Genomic DNA, 19,025 nt, shown 5'->3' with positions numbered 1-19,025 from the left:
CACCGCTCTAAAAACAGAGCACCCCACACTTCGAGGCGCCCGGTAGCCTGAGCCACTACTGGGCGCCTCGAACTACAAGGAGGCACCATGTTCACCGTCAACGGGCCACACATCACCGGCATCGACAACATCTTCACTCCCGCCGCGTGCGACTTCCTCGACGAACTCCACCGATTGTTCTACGCGCGCCGACGCGAACTTCTCGCCGCTCGCAACGCCAGCCGAGGTGGTTTCGAGAACGGTGACCTCCCCACTTTTGACCCTGCCACCAGCGATATCCGCAACGGAGACTGGAAGGTGGTTGGCACCTCGGGAGCGCCGGGACTCAAACGCCGCGTTGTGGAGCTGGCGACCCCGGTGGAACCCCGGGAGGCCGCCAAATCCTGTAACTCCGACGCCGACGTGTGGATGGCTGACTTAGAAGACGGCATGGCGCCCACCTGGTCGAACGTGGTCACCGCCCACGAATGCCTCATGCGGGCAGCGCGTGGTGACTTCGCGTTCCAGTCGCGGTCGGGAAAAACCTTCAAAGCACGCAACCCGCACCCGCCCACGATGGTGCTGCGACCTCGGGGGTGGAACCTCACAGAAGACCACCTGACCTGGACGGACGCGACCGGGCGCGCGCACCCAGCCAGTGCGACCCTGGTGGATTTTGGGCTGTTTGTGTTCCACAACAGCCGGCCGTTGCTCAAGCGCAACCACGGGCCGTACTTCTACCTCCCCAAGGTCGAAAACAGGCATGAGGCGCGGTTGTGGAACAGTCTGTTTGAGCACGCGCAGGAGACTCTGGGGTTCGCGCGGGGGACGATTCGGGCGACGGTGCTGATCGAGTCGGTGACGGCGGCGTTCCAGATGGACGAAATCTTGTACGAACTGCGTGACCACGTGGTTGGCCTGGCCGCCGGGCGTTGGGATTACGTGGGTTCGCTGGTTACGCACTTTGGCCTGCGCGAAGGGTTCACGGTTCCGCAGCGGGACGAGATTCGGTCGGATTCGCCGTTCATCCGCGCGTTTACGGACCTGCTGGTGAGCACGTGTCACCGGCGCGGCGCCCAGGCGTTGGGCGGGCTGAGTACCGCTGTGGTTGAGTCTGCGCACTTGCCGGTTGCAGAGCCACATGAGCGTGAGCGCGTGTATGAGGACAAGCTGGCCGAGGTGTCCGCTGGCTTCGACGGCACGTGGATCGCGCACCGGTCGCTCATTGATGTGGTGCGTGCGGCGTACGGTAAGGCGCGGGCTGACCGTGCTGCGGTTCCTGTGGCCGAGGTCGTCGCCACCGACCGTGTGGATCTCACCGAACAGTTGCTCACGGTGCCTTCCGGGGTGATCAGTGAGGAAGGTGTGCGGTGGAACTTGCGGGTGTGCCTGCACTACATCGATGCGTGGCTGCGAGGCGTGGGTAGTGTCGGTTACAACGGGTACGTCGAAGATGTGTCGACGGCTGAGCTTGCGCGGTTGCAACTGTGGCAGTGGACGCGCCAGGGTGTGACTTTGGAAGATGGGCGGATGCTTAGCCAGGCGCTGGTGACACGATTCCTGGTAGAAGAGTTGGCCGTGCTTCCGCGCACCAACGCTGACCATTTCGACGAGGCTGAAGACTTTGTTCACAGCGCGTTGCGGAGCGAAAGCGCACCCGAGCCGTTCTACCCAGTGGCCTACCGTGACCACATGGTCTTCCGTGGGGCGTCGGTGCTGAGCCCTTCGCGTGGCAGTGCGCCCGGTGTTTCGCGCGCTGCTTAACGGGTTGGTGTGACACCATGTGAACATGAGTAGCAACCAACCTTTACCCAGCACCCTGACACGCATTTCAGACCGGGCGAAGGTGGTGCGCCCGTTCTCTGTCATGAACATTCTGCAACGTGTAGCAGAACTCGAAGATCAGGGTCGCGACATCATTTCCCTGTGCGTGGGTGAACCGCTGCAGGGCGCACCTAAAGCAGTTCGCACCCGTGCTGCAGACATCATGACCGATGGCACGTCCCTGGGCTACTCGCCAGCCGCCGGTATCCTGCCTCTGCGCGAAGCACTGTCCGGCCACTACAAACGCTGGTACGGACTGGACATCCCAGCCGACCGGTTCTTCGTCACCACGGGATCCTCCGGTGCGTTCCTCCTGTCCTTCCTCGCGTGCTTTGACCCAGGTGACCGCGTGGCTCTGGCCCGTCCCGGCTACGCGGCGTACAAGAACATTTTGGCCGGCCTGGGTATCGAGGTCGTCGAACTGGACTGTGGCCCCGACGAACGCTTCCAACCCACGGTTGAATTGCTGGACCAGGCACACAGTGAAGGTGCGCTCGCGGGTATCATGCTCGCCTCACCGGCGAACCCCACCGGCACCATGATCCCTGGTGAGCAGTTCGAACAGCTCTCCAAATGGTGCTACAGCCACGACGTTCGCATCATCAGCGACGAAATCTACCACGGCATCACCTTCACGGACTCGATCGGTGACTGCGCCCTGCAGTTCAACGACGACGCAATTGTCATTAGCTCATTCTCTAAGTACTGGGGCATGACCGGTTGGCGTTTAGGCTGGGCCGTTCTGCCCGAAAACCTTGTGGACACGGTTTCGGGCCTTGCTGGAAACTACGCGCTGTGCGCCCCGGTTCCAGCTCAGCACGCCGCCGTGGAAGCCTTCACCGAATCTGCCTACGCGGAAGGCGAGGAGGCCCTCGCCGGGTTTGCTCGCGCGCGTCAAAACGTTCTGGACGCTGCCCCGTCGCTGGGCTGGCGTGACCTGGCACCTGCTGACGGCGCGTTCTATATGTATGGCCTGGTAGAGGACGTTCTGGGGCCGTATGAAACCGCCACCCAGTGGTGTTCGGCGTTGCTGGAAACGGAAGGTGTCGCGGTGTCGCCCGGTCTTGACTTCGACAACGTGAACGGTGACAAGTGGGTGCGTATTTCCTTGGCTGCCGGGCCCGAGGCGGTTGCTGAGGCCCTGCGTCGCATCGCTAAGTTCCAAGCGGCTTATCTGGAAAAGTAAGGCGCGGGTTGGGTTTGCTTGGCTAGTTGGCGTTCTCGAGTTCGTTGACGTGGGCCATGGCGTCAAGAATGATGTGCGCGACGTGGTCGTCCATGAGCGAGTAGATCGCTTCTCGACCATCGCGTTGCACGGACACCAGATGAATCCCACGGAGCACTTTGAGGTGCTGTGACACCAGTGGCTGTGACAGCTCGGTTGCGATTACGATTTTGCTGACGCTGGCCGATCCATGGGATAAAGTGAGCAGAATTTTCAAGCGCGACGGTGTAGCAAGAGCTTTAAACAGTTCAGCGGTAAGGCTGATGTTTTTTTGCGACGAAAATTCTGTTGGAATGTCGCAGTCACCCTCAGGGTGAATCTTGCTGACATCGACGGCTGTAGTTTCTGACATATTGAGTATCTTACCCGCGTGGAACAAACGACGTTGTCTCCCTGGCTCCCTTCCCCTAGTAGGCGCCTGGGAGACACGCGCGTCATGCCACGTGGCGTGGACTATTCAACCGGTCCTGCGTGGTGGATCTTGGGCGCGTCGTCATTGGCCTTGAGCGTTCGCCATGCCAAGTTCTCCCACTTGCCGTAACGGTCCGGGTATCCCGAGCGCTGCACAGCCTGCGCGGCATCGTTCAGGCTCATCTTTTCCCAGCCTGGAATGTCCAGAAGTCCCGCGTTTTCCACCTTGGGGTTCACACCGTAGAAGGACTGAGCGGCAAACGTGCGCGTTTGGACTTCGTCTTCGGTTCCCCAGTTGTACTTGGGGCGTTGCTGGAACAGCCCCTTCGAGTCCTTGTCGCCGTGATCCAGGTTGTACATGTCGGATTCCTGGAACGCTGTCATCAACGCGATCTGAATTCCCCGGTCAGATACGTTGAACGCGCGTCCCACGCCAATAATGATGCGGGCGTTTTCAATCTGGTCTGCGTCTAGATACGACGGCTGTGGAGGAAGCTGTCGCTTGGGCTCCGACTTTGGTTCTGGTTTTGGCTCGTTCTGAACCGGCTCTGCCTGTGGCTTCGACTCGTTCTGGACTGGCTGAGTCTGCTCTGGTTCTTCCGGTGCCGAGTCAACAGGAGCCGGTGACTGCGACTGTTCGGGTTGCGCAACATCATCGCTCGTCGAGCTGGAATTGTTGTCGGTCACATTACCCGTCAGTGACGGCATCGCCGACGCGGGAGCTGAAAAGAGGCCTACTGATACAACGCCTACAGCGATTGCAAGTGGCAATTTTGTCTTAAGCATATGTTCCTAAAAGTGGGAAGTGGGAGCATTTAGCTTGTGTCGCCAAAAAGGATCGTAGTAGACATTTGCGTCAAATGATACACGCGAGCGTAGCCGAAACGTTATAAATAATGCTTACACCGATGTGATTCCGCAGGTCATGAGCACATCAAAGCGCGTAGAAAAAAGTTAAAAAAAGTTTCAAAATGAACGCTTATCGCGTGTCATGCTTGCAATCCCAGGTGGGTGTCGTTCCAGTCGTGCGTTGCTCGGCCACCCCGCAACCACCTCGGCGGCGATTTACTTTCCGTAGTGCTGAGCCAGGATCTTCAGACCCTGCTCGATGCTCACAGCGGGCGTCCAATTCAGCGCCTCACGGGTGCGGCGCTGGTCAAACCAGTGCGCGGTCGACAACTGCTCGGCAAGGAAGTGCGTGAGAGGTGGTTCGTCGTCGTGCTCGGTGAGGTTCCACACGGTCTCAATCGCAGAACCTGCCACTTTCGCGGCGCCGGCTGGGACGTGCATGCGGATGGGGTCAGCTCCGCCAGCCACGGCAATCCTGTTGAGAAGTTCGCCAACCGGCCGAGGTTGCCCGTTAGTCACCACGAGTGCCTCCCCGTGCGTGTGGGGCACCACCTCAAGGGCTGCGAGGATCGCGTCTATAGCGTTCGTCGAATACAGCGTGTCGATCAGGGGAGTGCCCGAACCCAAGATGGGGATGCGGCCCTGTTTGGCGCGTTCGATGACGCGTTCGGTCAGTTGCGTATCACCAGGGCCCCACATGAGGTGGGGGCGTAGCACAATCACGGGGAACGAATCGGAGTCTGCGTTCAGTGCAATGATTTCGCCCTGTGCTTTTGTGCGTGCGTAGTCCCCGCGGGCTGTTTGCGGGTTTGCGGGTTGGGCTCCATCCCCAATAATTGACGACCCTGAGTGTGCCACCGAAGGCGATGAAATGTGGACGAAACGCTTCACACCCGCAGCCTGGGCGGCTTCAACCACCGTGCGTGTTCCATCGATGTTCACGCGGTCAAACTGCGCCGAGTCACCCGCCATGGAGACTTTCGCTGCCAGGTGGATGACCGCCTCGGCGCCGGCGAGCGCACCTTCCACACACGCAGGGTCCGTGACAGATCCCAGCACATCCTGCGCCCCGTCAACCCCGGACGGCCTGCGCTGCAAAGTGGTCACGTGGTGGCCCTGCTCAATGAGCGCGCGAGCAACACCAGATCCCAACAGTCCAGAAGCGCCAGTGACACAAATTCGCATATCTCAAGCGTAGCCGGTTGGGTGGGTGGGGTTTGTGGGGTGGGTGCCCTGGTAGACCCCACATCCATTGCAAATCTACGTACAGATGTAACCTGCTCGCCACACACAGCGCACATTCAGCCCGTACATTTGAACCATGAACCTGTTTATGACCGATGTGCCGGGACCCGTGTTCCTGGCCTTTTACGCGGTGCTCATTGCGATATGCGTTGTCCTGCTCATCGTCGCGCGAATGACATCAGCCGGGCCGCTACGCAAAACCCCTAACGTGCTCGAACTGGCCTACGCATCAGGTGGCCGCATAGGCCTGGTCACCACCGTCGTGTCCCTACTCGACCCGCCACAGCGTCTGGAACACCTGGAACGTCACGGTAACCCAGAGCTGTACCGCAACATCAGCTCGCACCCCATTGTGGGACGGGTGCGCCAACTCATGGAGGCAACTGATCTTCAGCACCTGCCCATTTCCAAGCGCGCGGAGAACGACCTCGGGTTCAAAGAACTTGAAAAAGACCTCATTGCTGACATGAAGCGCAACCGCCTTCTGTCAGACAACAAGACGTTCCTGCGTAAACTGGCCGGCTGGTTCACGCTTGCAGTGTTTCTATTCGGACTTTTCCGTTGCGCCGTGGGCATGTTTAACGACAAGCCCATAGGCTTCCTTGTGGCCATGACCTTTGGCCTCATTTTCTTGATCGGATTTTATGTGTACGCGGGCCCAACGCAGGCCATGAAGCGAACACGCGCCGTAACGCTTAAGGACACCATGGCGCAAATGAGGGGACTTGAACCTCAGTCGCAAGCGTTCGCCCTGGGCTTCCCCCTGGCCCTGGCGGTGGGTGGAGCCTCAGCCGCGTGGCAACTGGACCCATCGTTTGCCTCGTTGTGGGCGTTGCCAACGGCGGCAGCGCTCGCGGACGGTGCTGGCAGCTCCTCGTGCGGTTCAGGATCCTCGTGCAGCTCGTGTAGCTCGTGCGGTGGCGGTGGTGGCTGCGGTGGTTGTGGAGGTGGCGACTAGTCTGGTGTGTGGCTACCGTGTGCATGGGTTTGGTAGCCACAGAGGAGGAGATTCATGTTCGACCACATCACAGGTGGAGCTTTCCTGTGGTTCTATGGTGCCTCGGTGGTGCTGCTGTTCTTCATTGTGTGGGGCGCTCGCGTGATGGTGAGCCGCGAATACGCACGCACACCCAACATTTTGGAACTGGCATACTCCAAGGACCGCCGCTCAGGCGTATACGCCACCGTGTCCACGTTGGTGTGCCCTCCCGCTCGAGCCGAATACTTCGCACGCAACGGTGACGTGAAAATCTTTGGCGGGCTCATGCAACAGCCGCTCATTCAACGCGCCCTGGAGATCACCGACAAGCAAGAAGTCCCTGAGCACGTGTACGAACAACTTGCACGCGACGACTATTCGCGCGCCCTTGTGCAGGATCTTCGCCGTGGCATGCGCGAAACTGGCATGCTCATCAGCCCCAAGCACCCGGCCCTGTTGGTTGCGCAGGCCGCCGGGTTGGCTCTGTTTTTGTTGGGAACCGCGCGCCTGGTCATGCTGGTGTTCGCCCACGACCCGGTGTGGGGTCTTTTGATCGAGGTGCTGGTGGTCGTAGGGATTCTGGCCTGGGCTTTCCGCGAAAAGGTTTCCAACCCCACCAAGAAGTTCCGTTCGCGCAACTACAAGCGGCTGACCAATGACATTCGCTCCTTGGATGTATCGTCCCGAGGTCGTTCGTGAGTAGTCTCCCCGCTGGCTTAGGTGTGGGGTGGCGTTGGGAAATGCGTCAGTCGCAGGCCAAATTGACGCCTGCTTTTGTTGAGGTTCTAGCCGAGAACCACAATCCGCACGACCTGGACGAATACTTGCAGGTTCTTGTGGATTCGGATGTCCCGGTGGTCACTCACGGGGTGTCACTGTCTCTGGGTTCGGCTGAACCCCCGGACGCGGATACCTTGAACATGCTCAACGCGGTTGCAGAAGCGTGCGACTCCCCAGTGATCAGTGAACACATTGCACTGGTTCGCGCCCAGGAACTAGACGGGTTTTCGTCGCCGCACGCCCGGGTGCTGGAAGCTGGGCACTTGTTGCCAGTCCCGCTCACCAGTGACCAGCTGGCTGTCATGGTCGACAACGTGAACCGCGCACAAGATGTGTTGCAACGCCCGCTCGCACTCGAGCCGATCGCCACCCTGGTGGAATGGCCGGACCCGCAGATGCCCGAAGGCGAGTTCGTGACAGCGCTCTTAGATGCAACAGGGGCCGGGCTCGTGCTCGATATTGCGAACGTGTGGGCAAACGCCACTAATCACGGGCGCGACCCGCTCACCGATGTTCTGGCCATGCCTTTAGAGCGAATCGCGTACTGTCACATCGCGGGCGGCTCGTGGCGAGGCGATATGTACCACGACACTCACGCTAGCCCTGTTGTACAGCAAGTCATGACGTTGGCCCATGAAGTGGTGGAGCGAACCGGTCCGGTTCCGCTCATGTTGGAACGTGACTCAGCGTTCCCACCTGAAGACGAAATGTTCGCTGAACTCAACGCGCTCTCCGACATCGCAGGCCTAGACAGGATCACGCCGTGATGGCCCGCGACCTCACCGCGATTCGCGAAAAGCTGGCACAGGACCAAGCTCAGTTCGTGGCCATCATGGTGGGTGGTGCGGACAACACGATGGGCCTGGACCAGAAAAAACTTGACGCGGCCCGAAGCAGCCTGTTTTCCAAACGTTTGAGCACCTTAGGTGGGCACTACCGTGGCCTTGCCGTGGGCCTGAAGCGCGCTCGTTCGCAAGGCGAACCTGCATGGGAAACGGCACAGGACTGGCACACCACACACCCACCTGCCGACCACGACACAGACGGCGCGAGCCTCCTATTCTGCCTGGCTGACGCGCAGCAGCTACCACCCGAGGCGCGGGCGGATTTCGTGGGCGCCCGCATCCGTTATCGACGGGTCACAAGCGGGCCCGGCAACCAGTCAAAAGGCCAGCCTGATGTGAAACCCCGCATGGGTCCGTTCGTCGTGTCACAAGATGGACTCGTGGCGTTCGGTTGGGGTCAGTGGGCATGGATTTTTGGTCGCGGAATGCGATGATGGTGCCAACTACGCATTGGAGGAGTCACTATGGCTAACGCACATGCCCATTCGACAAACGCTTTGCCCATCAGCGACCAGATTGTCCTGATCACTGGGGGTGCCCGAGGTCTGGGCGCGGCTCTGACGAAGACGTTCGTTTCCGAAGGTGCCAGTGTCGTCATCAACTACCGCACCAGCGAAGATGCTGCAGGTGAACTTGTTAAATCGATTGAGGGACAGGGCGGCCGGGCGCTCGCCGTTCAGGCCGATGTCACCGACTTCCGCGCGGTTCTTGCCATGTTTAAGTATGTGCAAGACGAGTGGAACGCCCCAGTGTCCACCGTGGTGAACAACGCGTTGGTGGACTTTTCCTTTAACGGGGACGAACGCCCCCACGCCGATGAAATCGACTATGAACACTTTTCCGCGCAGTTCCGCGGTTCCGTGGGTGGCGCGGTGAACACGATCCAGTCGGCCTTGCCTGGGTTCCGTGAACTGGGGTCCGGGCGCGTGATCAACATTGGCACTAACCTGTTCCAGAACCCGGTTGTTCCGTATCACGACTACACCGCTTCAAAGGCCGCGCTTTTGTCCGTGACCAGGACTTTCGCAAAGGACCTGGGGCCTCTGGGAGTCCGGGTGAACATGGTGTCCGGCGGTCTGTTGCGTACCACGGACGCGTCTTCGGCCACCCCGCCCGAGGTGTTTGACGCTATCGCTTCCACCACCCCTTTGGGGCATGTCACCACTCCCGAAGAGTTCGCGGCGGCAGCCACGTTCTTCGCGTCCCCAGCTTCGCGCGCTGTGACTGGTCAGAACTTGGTGGTCGACAACGGTCTGGTGTTCGACTGACGCCTGAAACGGCGCAAAGCGAGCGAAACTACGCAATATAATGCGTAGTTTCGCTCGCTTTGCGCCGTTTGGACTTGGCTACATCACCGCAGTTGGTCTTCACCGAGGCTAGTCACAACCCCGGTTGGGTTTCACCCCAGCTGGGCTTCGGCCCATTCGTGTAGCCGTTCGCGGTTGATCTTGGAGTTGTGGCGGATGTCGGTGACGAAGTCCTTGGCCACAAGAACAGCCGCCACGTCCAGGTCGCACTTCTCGAGTACGGTTTCCCGGATCTGTTCGGTAATGTCGAGGCCCGCCAAACCGGGTTTCATGTCTCCTGTGCGCTCCAAAACAACGACGAGTGCTTGGTTACCGTGCGGCCCAACACCCACCACGGCACTGCGCGAAACTCCAGGAACCGTGTCCACAACCGCTTCAACACCTCCGGGAGCCACTGGGCCATAAGGTGTAGTCACAATGTGTTGCGTGCGCCCTTCAACCCAGATGCGCCCCTTAGCGTCCACGTGACCAATGTCGTTGCTGCGGTGCCATGTGTGGCCGCCTGCCGTGTCGCGTTTTGATTCGACATCGGTGAGCCACAGGCGGTCGTAGCCAGACTTGATGTGGTCGGCTGACACCACGAACTCACCCAAAACCCCCACAGCTTCAGAAGCCTCGGACGAAGAGAGTTCAACCAGCTCATCGGACGGGGAACCGTCGGAAAGAATTGGGGCGATCGCAAAACGCACGCCCTCGATCGGGCGCCCCACGCACACGCCGTGATCACTAGCTGCCTCCTTCGCTTCTGCCACGCCGTCGGCAGTGATGTCGGCTAGCAACAGACCTTCCGTCATGCCGTACGGCGAGTGAACGGACGCGTTGGGGAAGACGGTCTTGATCTTCCGCATGAGCTCAAGCGGAACGGGCGCGCCAGCAGACAGTGCCACCTCGACACCGGCGCACGCTTCGCGTTGTTCGTCAGTGAGCTCATCAGCGGTTGCCGCAACATTGGTGTATGCAGCCGGGGACGCGAAAACCATGGTGCAAGATCCGGCGGCAACCGCCTCGGCCAGGGCGCGCGCCGTGAGCGTGCGCGGCTTGGTGACCGACATATTCGGAGTCACGGAACTGGCGCCAATTCCCGGCCCCAACAGCGCAAACGGCGGGAACCCGGCTACCAGGCCGGTACCGGGTTTGACGTCGAAATGACGCTTGAGAACCGTAGCCAAGGCGCCCAGTGCTCGGTGCGTGTACCGCACACCCTTGGCCGGGCCGGTAGACCCGGAGGTAAACAGCACGGCCGCGTCGTCGTCCAGGTGTGGCGTTTCGACCTTTTCGTGGGACTTGACCCAGCGGCGCGACATTTCAGTCATCGACGTCTCGACACCCAACAGGCGGCGCGTGAGCGCGTTGAGCGGGGTCACGGAAACGCGACGGCCGGGCCAGCCGGCACCTCGGGCCAGGGTCAGGCCGGGAACCTCACCAATAATCCACTGCGGATCCGAAGCCTTCACCGCGCGGGTCATGCCAGCGGCACCCAGGCCGGCGTCGGCAACAACCACGACACCTCCGGCCTTGAGCACGGCGTACGCGGCGGCGGTGAGGTTGTTGCCGGGTGGGATCAGGAGGCTCACGCGGTCGCCGCGCTTGAGCCCCTTCTCCTGAAGGCTCAACGCGATCGCGTCAACCACGTGGCTCAGCTGCGCCCAGCTGATCGCCTGGTCCTTGCTCATGTCTACGCTGGCCACGGATGGGTCAGTGTGACGGGCGTCCAAGGCGTCAAAGATCATGGGTACGTCGTGCACGTCCTGTGTAGCCTGCACAGCCTGCACGTCCTGCGTTGCTTGCCCATCAGCCGGAAGCGTGGCCCCAAGCCACTGCAGAACCGTCGAAGCGTAGTCCACATCTTCAGCGAACAAGTGGCTGGTGCGCTCAAACCGGTGAATATCAGCCTGGGGGAGTCGCTTACGCAGATCGCGCAGGTACCGCTCTTGGAAGACCGGGTCCTTGGGGCCCCACAGGATCAACGCCGGGGCCTCAATCGTGGCGATGTCGCGGGCGAGTTCCTGTAGCTCACCGTGTGACGGGTGGTCCGAGGTGGCTGGAATGTCCGCGACGAACTGCCCGATTCCGTGGCGTTCGGCCGCCGTCTGGTACGGAGAGCGGTAGGCGTTTGCGACCTCGGCCGGCATGGAGTTCGACAGCGCCAAGGTGGCGCGAAGGAAGGCATCCGTGCGCACGGTGGAGTAAGGCAAAACAGGGCCGGTGAGTGCTGCGCGCAGGGCCGCGGGAATGTTTTCGTTGTCGTCGTGCCACACCGCGGTGTTGAGGGTCATAACGGCGGCGACGCGGTCTTGGTGGCGGGCCGCCCAGGTCAGTGACAGGACCCCGCCCCAGTCGTGTCCCAGCGTCACCAAGGGGTGGTCCGCGCCCGAGGTGGCGGACACCTCGGCGGTTAACTCTGAGATGACAGCGTCAAAGTCTGCGACACGTTGCGCGATGCGGCGCTGAGTGGGGTCGTCACCGAGGGGCGTGGGCAGGTTGGAATGCTCGATGCGCTCCGAGTACCCCATTTCCAGCTGATCTGGGGCGATGACGCGCCAGGTGCGAGTTCCGGGTGTACCGGCAGCGTCCACAGTGGCCCGGGCCAGGCGACGCCACAGGTACGACCACGTGGGGTTTCCGTGCAGGGCGACGATCGTGCCGGTGGGCTCGAGGCCGCGCTCACGCAACGCGGGCAGGGTGTCGAGGACATGGAACGAACGTTCGCCTTCGAAGGTGGGCACCGTTACGACGCGTGACCACTGTGGGTCCCATTCGGCCAGGTCGGGTGGGGTGGTTGCCGGTGCGGCTCCGAACGCCGCCTGTGAAGGGTGGGACACGTCCTGCCTTTCGACGGTTTGTTTTACCAGACGATTTCAGTCATTGCGGTGTTGAGACCGGACCCAACGCCCATGGCCAGGATACGGTCGCCCGATTCGAGCTCGTCAGCTTTGCGGGCCAGTGTGATGGGCAGTGACGCCGGCCCCACATTGCCGAGTTCAGGGAAGGTGATGGGCATGCGGTCGAGGTCCAAGCTAGCGGTCTTGGCCATCTCGTTGGTGTGGATCTTGGACACCTGGTGGGTGACGTACATGGTCATGTCGTTCCAGTCCCAGCCGTCTTCGTGGGCTTCGTTCCACGCGTTGATGACCAGTTCCATGCCGTTGGACAGTAGGCCGGTGGCGTCGGTGAACATGCCGTTGTGGTCGCCTACGCACAGTTCGTGGTTCCACGTGCCTGCGCGGGTCACCCCTCCCAGAACCTGGTGGCCTTCGGGGTGGCGGTCGGCATGGCCCAGCACGGCGGCTGCTGCACCGGATCCCAGGGTGAGCGACGCGAATTCGTTGAGGTATTCTTCGCGTGTGATGTCGTCTTGGGATAGGCGCTTCAGGGTGGCTTGTTGGACGCGGGAGGCGTCTTCACCTGCGACAACCAGGCCGTAGTCGATTTGGCCAGAGTCGATCATGGTGGCCACCACGGTCATCCCGTTGACGAACCCTAAGCACGCGTTGGCGATGTCGAAGTTCATGGCCGAGGTGGGTAGCCCGATTCCGTGGTGAATGGACACCGCGACGGATGGTTCGAGGGTTTCACGGGTCACGGACGTGTTGATCATGACGCCGATCTGGTCTGCGTCGACCTGAGCGCGTTCGAGGGCTTTTTTACCTGCGTCGACGGCTCCTGAAATGAAGTCGTGCGGGTTGTCCCAGTTGCGACGGTAATCCACTCCGGCGACACGCTGAAGCAACCCTTGCGGGAGGTGCAAACGCTTGAGAGTTGAGGCCAGGTGCTCGTCGAATGATTCGGAGGAAACCGGGTTGGGGGCAGTTGTTTCCGCTATCCCCAAAAGCGCTACGTTGTTGTGCCGGAAGGTCGTATTGCCGGGTGTTCTGCCGTTCAAAAGCGTCCGTTCAATTCTTGCGTCGAGTAGGTTTGCGGTTAACAGGGCGGTGGAACTGCGCGGGTAACTGTGCATGTCACTGCGCGTGCCCTGTTTTCCCTATCCAGTCAATCCTAATGCTCAACGTCAAAATGGCTAAGCGGGGGTGGGCAATCCCACATTTGGTGACGCGTACGGTCAGTGTGTGTTGACGAACGCTAGGACTCGTTCCCACATGACGGTGGCGAGTTCTTCGTCGTATTCGTCTTTTGTGGGGTCGGCGAACATGTGCGCCGTGCCCGGGTACATGAAGTGGCTGGCGTGAGCACCTGCTTCTGCCGCGCACTTCACTAACAGTTCGGGTTGACCTTCGTCGTAGAACGGGTCGCCTACCGTGTGGTGAATCTGCAGGGTCGCTGAAGCCTGCCAGCTGGTGGGTTTGGGTGTTCCGCCCGCGTGGAACAACAGTGCGCCGGTGGCCTGCGGGTGACGCTTTCCAAAGCTCTGCGCCATCGCGGCCCCCAGTGAGAAGCCACCGAAAATGAAACCTTGCCCAGCAGGTGAACCAGCGACGATCTCATTCACTGCAACAGACGCACGCTTGGCCAGCTCAGGGAACGTGACGTCGTCACGGTAGGCCAGGCCGTCAGAGGTTTCAGTGAACACGTTTCCGTCGTAGAAATCTGGAACGTGGACGGTGTGCCCGGCATCTTTGAGGACATCTGCCATGCGGTGCATACCCTGGTCGAGCCCCAAGGCTGAGTGGAACAGAATAATGGTCGACATGTGACCAGCTTAACTTCTTAGAAAACGCTACGTATAAGATTCTGCAGAACTATTTCTATGTGTGAAGAGGGTGGAATGAAACAGCCTGTAGCGCCCGCCGAGGTGACAGAAGGTAAAGGTGGAATGTCACCGGGAGCGGTCAAAGCGTTGGTCGCGTCGATCGCGGGAACGTTGATCGAGTGGTATGACTACGCTCTTTACGGCGCGGCTGCGGGTCTGGTGATTGCTCCACTGTTCTTCCCCGGACACTTGAGTGCGGCAGCAGGGTTGAGCACCTTCGCGACGTTCGCGGTTGGCTTCTTGGCGCGTCCGCTCGGAGGTGTGGTGATCGGGCACATCGGTGACCGTTATGGCCGGAAGCCCGCCATGTTGCTCACCATCATTCTCATGGCGGTGGCAACCGTGGGAATCGGGTTGTTGCCCACCGCTCACGCAATTGGTGTGTTTGCTCCTATCCTGCTGGTACTGTTCCGGTTCATCCAAGGGTTTGGTGCCGGAGCCGAACTCACGGGTGCGATCACCGTGGTGGCCGAATACACCTCGCCAAAACGCAGGGGCTGGTTTACCGGTTTCATTTTGTCCATGCCACCACTGGGTATCGTCCTAGCGACCGGTGCGTTCCTTTGGGCGTCGCACCTTCCGGAGGACACGTTCATTTCGTGGGGATGGCGTTTGCCGTTCTTGGCATCGGCACTGCTGTTCTTCGTGGCGCTTTACATTCGCGCGCAACTGGAAGAAACCCCTGAGTACGTAGCGTCACAGGAGATTGCTGAAAAGCAGCAGGCCGAAAACAAAGTGCCAATCAAAGAACTCTTGCGCACGGACCTCAAGGGCGTTCTGCTTGGGTTCTTTGGCATGTTCGGTCACAGCGCACTCGTCTACCTGATTGCGTCGTTTAGTGTGTTTTACCTGACTAGCCCATACGTGGGTATGAGCCGTTCGGATGCCCTTGTGGCCGTCACCGTGGGGACCCTTGTCGCCGTTGTGACCACGCCATTTGCCGGGTGGGCCTCGGATAAGTTCGGGGCGGGCACGGTCCTGGCGACCGCCTCGGCCTTGGGACTCATTTACGCCTATCCGTTTCTCAAACTCTTGCAGATGGGCACGGTGGCCAGCGCAACCCTAGCGGTGGGGCTTGGATTCGGGGTGGTGATCGCAGGAACTTCCGGTTCCCAGGGCGCGTTCATGGCCAACCTGTTCCCGCCCGAACACCGCTTTTCTGGAATGGCTCTGGCACGCGAGGCCAACGGTGCTATTGTGGCCGGTTTCTCGCCCATGATCGTGTTGGCGCTCATCAACGCACTCGACGGAGCCGTGTGGGCGGCAGCCCTGTTTCTGGCGGCATGTTCAGCCGTGGCAGTCATCGCGATCGTCTTGTCACGTGGCGCTGGAAACAACGACAACGCGCGCGTGACCAACTGGGCGTAGAAGCGAAACGGGTGTGACCCTCGGGCCAGGTAAGTAGGCTACGGGTATGGATGCGAACGCCCTACACACGTCCACCAGCCCCTATCTGCAGTCCCACGCCCATCAACCCGTGAACTGGCACATGTGGGGCCCGGAAGCCTTTGAGCAGGCCCGCGCCCGCAATGTGCCGGTGTTGGTGTCGATCGGCTACTCCACGTGCCACTGGTGCCATGTGATGGCGCGCGAATCCTTTTCTGATGTGGCAGTGGCGAAAGTGCTCAACGACAACTTTGTGGCCATCAAAATCGACCGTGAAGAACTGCCACATGTGGACGAGTTCTACATGAACGCGCTCCAAGCCTTGCGCGGGCAGGGCGGATGGCCGCTCAACGCGTTCACCGACCACCAAGGCGTTCCGTTCTTCGCCGGCACCTACTTCCCGTCGCACACCGGCCGCGGCCTCCCCACCTTCATCCAAGTCCTCCAAGCGGTCACAAACACGTGGCATGACCAGCAAGAACAGATCAGTGCCATCACCCACCGGCTACGCACCCAGCTGGAGGCGACCGCGGACTCCACGGCCGCCTCGGTGCCGGAAGGGGAACTTGCCAACCTCACCGCCGACCAGCCAACCATCCCGGCAGACGAACTCACTGCCTGGAGCGAACAACTGGCCGATCGTTTCGATCCGGTATCTGGCGGATTCGGCGGGGCACCTAAGTTCCCACCGTCGATGGTCCTGCAGGCGCTCATGCAACGAGCCGACTTCGACGACAACGCGCTGACCATGGTGCGTACCACGCTGCACCACATCGCCACTGGTGGCATGCGTGACCAGTTGCGGGGCGGGATTGCCCGGTACAGTACAGACGCGCAGTGGCACGTGCCCCATTTTGAAAAGATGCTCAGTGACAATGCCGCGTACTTGTCGGCGGTGACGTCGTGGTGGGTGTGGGAGCACGCGCGTGACCCGCACAGTGCACACGCGGAAGTGGCCCGCGCCGAGGTCGTTGCCACCGCCCGCTTCCTCCTCGCCGATATGCGCATGCCCGGGGGCGGGTTGGCGACGGCGTTGGATGCGGATTCGCCTCTGGGGCCGGAGAGTGTGGAAGGTGCTTTCTACACGTTTACGCGCTCGCAGGTGGAGCAGGCGCTGGCCCAGATGGCAGACGCGAGTGATTATTTTGCCTTGGTGGAGTTTCCGCACAGTGGTGCTGAGGCGGGGGAGTCGCGGTGTGCCTTGATTGCGCCCGGGCGGGGAGTCGATGTTGAAGCCAGGAGTCGTGGTGGCGACAATTCCGTGCAGCCCGTGATTGAGCATCTGCGGGCGTTGCAGGAGACGCGCACACCGCCTAAACGTGACAATAAGCTGATCACGGAGGACGCCTGCAGGGCCGCGGTCGCGCTGGTGCGTGCGGGGCTGGTGCTGGGTGAGTCTGAACTGGTGGACGCCGGTGCTGCCACGGTGCAGAGCGTGCTGGACAACAACCGGGCCGGCGAGCGGTTGCTACGGTCCACCACCGACGGGAAACCGGGGCCCAGTGTTGCCGGACTCGCTGACTATGCGGCACTGATCCGCGCCCTGCTGGAGCTACATCAGGTGGTGGGGCTTGGGGCGCATGAGCTGACCCGTGCCCGTTTGCTGCCTCTGATCGAGGAGTTGTTCGACACCGCACGCGGGTTGTTCGTGCGTGACGGTCACGTTCACGATCACGCACCGGACGCGCTGGTGCCCACCTCGGGCGCGAACCCGGCTGATTCGGTGGTTCCGTGTGGTCGCACTGCGTTCGCCGAGGTGGCCCTCCTTGTGTCTGTCCTGTCACCGGAGTCTGGGGCAGAGGCCGATCGTGTGGCGCGAGAGCTGCTAACGGCAGGCCGTCCATTCATGCAAAGCACACCCAGGGCCGCCGGGTGGCAGGCGTATGTGGCGATGCGTATGAACGTGCCACGGGTGAGCACGTCAGATCCTAGGTTGGCTCGCGTTGCGTATGCGCATCCTTCTCAGCCTGTTGTAGATACCAGTGATGACGCTGGGGCAGACGGTGCCGTGGTGTGTGTGGGCACCCGTTGCCTCCAACCGGCCACGGAGGCCCACACGTTGCGTCAACAGTTGGACGACCTCAGCGCCCAAAATGGGAACTAGCCGCGCACAAAAGCAGAAAGAACTGCAACCATGTCGGCAACATCGCTGACGGCGATCATTTCGCGAGCCGAATGCATACTCCACAGGGCTGCTCCCACATCCACCGTGGTCATACCCAAACGAGTGGCAGTGAGTGGCCCAATTGTGGATCCGCACGGCATGTTGTTGTTTGACACGAAGTCCTGGTAGGCAACACCGGCGTCCTCGCACGCCTTGGCCCACACCGCAGCACCCACCGCGTCCGAGGCGTAGCGCTGTTGCGCATTGAGTTTCAAGAGTGGTCCGCGCCCCAGAAGCGGGGTGATGCGTGGGTCGTGGTGCTCTGGGTAGTTGGGGTGAACAGCGTGGCCAGTGTCAGAGCTGACGCACACAGACCCGGCAAGACTGCGCATGTACGTGTCGTGCTCCTCCCCCTGGTATCCCCAGGCAGAAGCCATGCCATACACAATGCGTTCGGTGACCTGAGCAAGCATGGGGCCACACGCGCCGGACCGTGTCCCGGACCCCACTTCCTCATGGTCGAAGGCCGCAAGCACCACAATGTCGGTGGGGTCGGTGAGCTTTTCGATCGCACACATTCCCGCGTGAACACTGACCAGGTTGTCCAGACGTGGGGACGCAAGGAATTCGTTGTGCGCACCAAACAGAGCAGGCTCCTGGGCCGCGCATGTGTAGATATCGTGGCCCAAGACGTCTTCCTGATCGACGCCAGCGGACTGTGCCAACAGCTTCTCCAGCTCAACCGGTTCTAGGCCCACCACAGGTTGAGTGTGGCGCTGCTTATCCAGCTTGAGACCGTCGTTCACTCCGCGATCCAAGTGGATCGCTAGCTGCGGAATACGTCCCACCGGCCCCGTCGACGCCAAAACAGTAGTGCCATCACGCAAAGCAAGACGACCCGCGAACACCAGTTCACGGTCTAACCACGAATTCAGCAGCGGCCCGCCGTAGATCTCCACGCCAACCTGTGCGGCACCGGCATTGGTGAAATCAGACTTTGGAGCCAGCTTGAATGCCGGCGAGTCCGTGTGCGCACCAATCACACGAAAAACTGGCGCGTCACCAGAACCACTGCCAGCCCCGCCATCAGACGCACCAGAGCCACCCTCAGCCCCTAAACCGCCTGTGTTTTTCGCAACATTTCCACCAACAGTTTTTGGAAGAACAAACGCCATGACAGCGCCATCGCGGACAATCACATAGCGCCCTCCCGGAACCAAATCCCACGCCTGTGCTTCGTCAAGTACCTCAAATCCCTGGCCAGCCAAGCGATTCCGGACATGAGCGGCGGCGTGATACGACGACGGTGACGCTTTCACCACGCTCATGAGGTCGCGTGCGTAATCGTGTGCGAGTGTTTCAGTTGAGTGAGTCATACGTATA

Annotated in this window: 16 protein-coding genes; 9 read left to right on the top strand and 7 right to left on the bottom strand. The window is 60.9% G+C overall.

Annotated features, from left to right (window positions below; all coding sequences use genetic code 11):
- Window positions 1-87: 87 nt before the first annotated feature.
- Together JOE56_RS05070 and JOE56_RS05065 are read left to right on the top strand one after the other, a co-directional pair.
- On the top strand, window positions 88-1,743 hold the full coding sequence (locus JOE56_RS05070) for a malate synthase (protein WP_204515117.1): 1,656 nt from the start codon (window positions 88-90) through the stop codon (window positions 1,741-1,743).
- A 25-nt stretch (window positions 1,744-1,768) separates the two neighbouring features.
- Complete coding sequence (locus JOE56_RS05065) at window positions 1,769-2,989, top strand: pyridoxal phosphate-dependent aminotransferase (protein WP_204515116.1); 1,221 nt, start codon at window positions 1,769-1,771, stop codon at window positions 2,987-2,989.
- Window positions 2,990-3,011: 22 nt separating this feature from the next.
- Here JOE56_RS05065 and JOE56_RS05060 read toward each other — a convergent pair whose 3' ends face one another.
- The 3 genes from JOE56_RS05060 to JOE56_RS05050 form a co-directional block, all read right to left on the bottom strand.
- Entirely contained in the window at window positions 3,012-3,380 is a 369-nt protein-coding gene (locus JOE56_RS05060) for an ArsR/SmtB family transcription factor (protein WP_239530374.1), read from the bottom strand.
- 101 nt (window positions 3,381-3,481) lie between these two features.
- The gene (locus JOE56_RS05055) at window positions 3,482-4,225 is read right to left on the bottom strand and encodes a hypothetical protein (protein ID WP_204515114.1); all 744 of its coding nucleotides are present in this window, start codon (window positions 4,223-4,225) and stop codon (window positions 3,482-3,484) included.
- A gap of 279 nt (window positions 4,226-4,504) precedes the next feature.
- Window positions 4,505-5,473 (bottom strand): NAD-dependent epimerase/dehydratase family protein, encoded by a 969-nt coding sequence (locus JOE56_RS05050; protein WP_204515113.1) that lies wholly within the window; start codon window positions 5,471-5,473, stop codon window positions 4,505-4,507.
- Window positions 5,474-5,609: 136 nt separating this feature from the next.
- Here JOE56_RS05050 and JOE56_RS05045 point away from each other — a divergent pair, with 136 nt between their 5' ends.
- From JOE56_RS05045 to JOE56_RS05025, 5 genes are read left to right on the top strand one after another with little or no spacing between them, the layout of a single operon-like run.
- The gene (locus tag JOE56_RS05045; RefSeq protein WP_204515112.1) at window positions 5,610-6,491 is read left to right on the top strand and encodes a DUF2207 domain-containing protein; all 882 of its coding nucleotides are present in this window, start codon (window positions 5,610-5,612) and stop codon (window positions 6,489-6,491) included.
- Between the two features lie 54 nt (window positions 6,492-6,545).
- Window positions 6,546-7,211, top strand: coding sequence for a hypothetical protein (locus JOE56_RS05040; RefSeq protein ID WP_204515111.1), 666 nt, complete (start codon window positions 6,546-6,548; stop codon window positions 7,209-7,211).
- The gene (locus JOE56_RS05035) at window positions 7,208-8,059 is read left to right on the top strand and encodes a multinuclear nonheme iron-dependent oxidase (protein ID WP_204515110.1); all 852 of its coding nucleotides are present in this window, start codon (window positions 7,208-7,210) and stop codon (window positions 8,057-8,059) included. Before JOE56_RS05040 ends, JOE56_RS05035 begins: the two co-directional genes overlap by 4 nt.
- Window positions 8,056-8,571, top strand: coding sequence for a hypothetical protein (locus JOE56_RS05030; protein WP_204515109.1), 516 nt, complete (start codon window positions 8,056-8,058; stop codon window positions 8,569-8,571). Before JOE56_RS05035 ends, JOE56_RS05030 begins: the two co-directional genes overlap by 4 nt.
- Before the next feature lie 30 nt (window positions 8,572-8,601).
- Window positions 8,602-9,405 (top strand): 3-oxoacyl-ACP reductase, encoded by an 804-nt coding sequence (locus JOE56_RS05025; RefSeq protein WP_204515108.1) that lies wholly within the window; start codon window positions 8,602-8,604, stop codon window positions 9,403-9,405.
- Between the two features lie 131 nt (window positions 9,406-9,536).
- Here JOE56_RS05025 and JOE56_RS05020 read toward each other — a convergent pair whose 3' ends face one another.
- From JOE56_RS05020 to JOE56_RS05010, 3 genes are all read right to left on the bottom strand, one after another.
- Window positions 9,537-12,266 carry an alpha/beta fold hydrolase gene (locus JOE56_RS05020; RefSeq protein ID WP_204515107.1) on the bottom strand — a complete coding sequence of 910 codons (2,730 nt, stop codon included), beginning with the start codon at window positions 12,264-12,266 and terminating at the stop codon, window positions 9,537-9,539.
- A 23-nt stretch (window positions 12,267-12,289) separates the two neighbouring features.
- Window positions 12,290-13,327, bottom strand: coding sequence for a 3-oxoacyl-ACP synthase III (locus JOE56_RS05015; RefSeq protein WP_204515106.1), 1,038 nt, complete (start codon window positions 13,325-13,327; stop codon window positions 12,290-12,292).
- Between the two features lie 177 nt (window positions 13,328-13,504).
- A complete protein-coding gene (locus tag JOE56_RS05010; protein WP_204515105.1) occupies window positions 13,505-14,092 on the bottom strand; it encodes a dienelactone hydrolase family protein in 588 nt (195 codons plus the stop codon).
- 75 nt (window positions 14,093-14,167) lie between these two features.
- Between JOE56_RS05010 and JOE56_RS05005 the strand changes: the two genes are divergently transcribed.
- Window positions 14,168-15,520, top strand: coding sequence for an MFS transporter (locus JOE56_RS05005; RefSeq protein ID WP_204515104.1), 1,353 nt, complete (start codon window positions 14,168-14,170; stop codon window positions 15,518-15,520).
- Between the two features lie 46 nt (window positions 15,521-15,566).
- A complete protein-coding gene (locus JOE56_RS05000) occupies window positions 15,567-17,642 on the top strand; it encodes a thioredoxin domain-containing protein (RefSeq protein ID WP_204515103.1) in 2,076 nt (691 codons plus the stop codon).
- On the opposite strand, the gene JOE56_RS04995 is transcribed toward JOE56_RS05000, so the two are convergent.
- Window positions 17,639-19,018: a M18 family aminopeptidase gene (locus JOE56_RS04995; protein ID WP_204515102.1), complete on the bottom strand. Its 1,380-nt coding sequence runs from the start codon at window positions 19,016-19,018 to the stop codon at window positions 17,639-17,641. The two genes, JOE56_RS05000 and JOE56_RS04995, sit on opposite strands and share 4 nt — an antisense overlap.
- Window positions 19,019-19,025: the final 7 nt, after the last annotated feature.

Origin of the sequence: Brevibacterium paucivorans (assembly GCF_016907735.1) — a bacterium.
Classification (GTDB): Bacteria; Actinomycetota; Actinomycetes; order Actinomycetales; family Brevibacteriaceae; genus Brevibacterium; species Brevibacterium paucivorans.
Note: the sequence above shows the minus strand (reverse complement) of the source record. Positions and strands in the feature narration are given on the sequence as shown.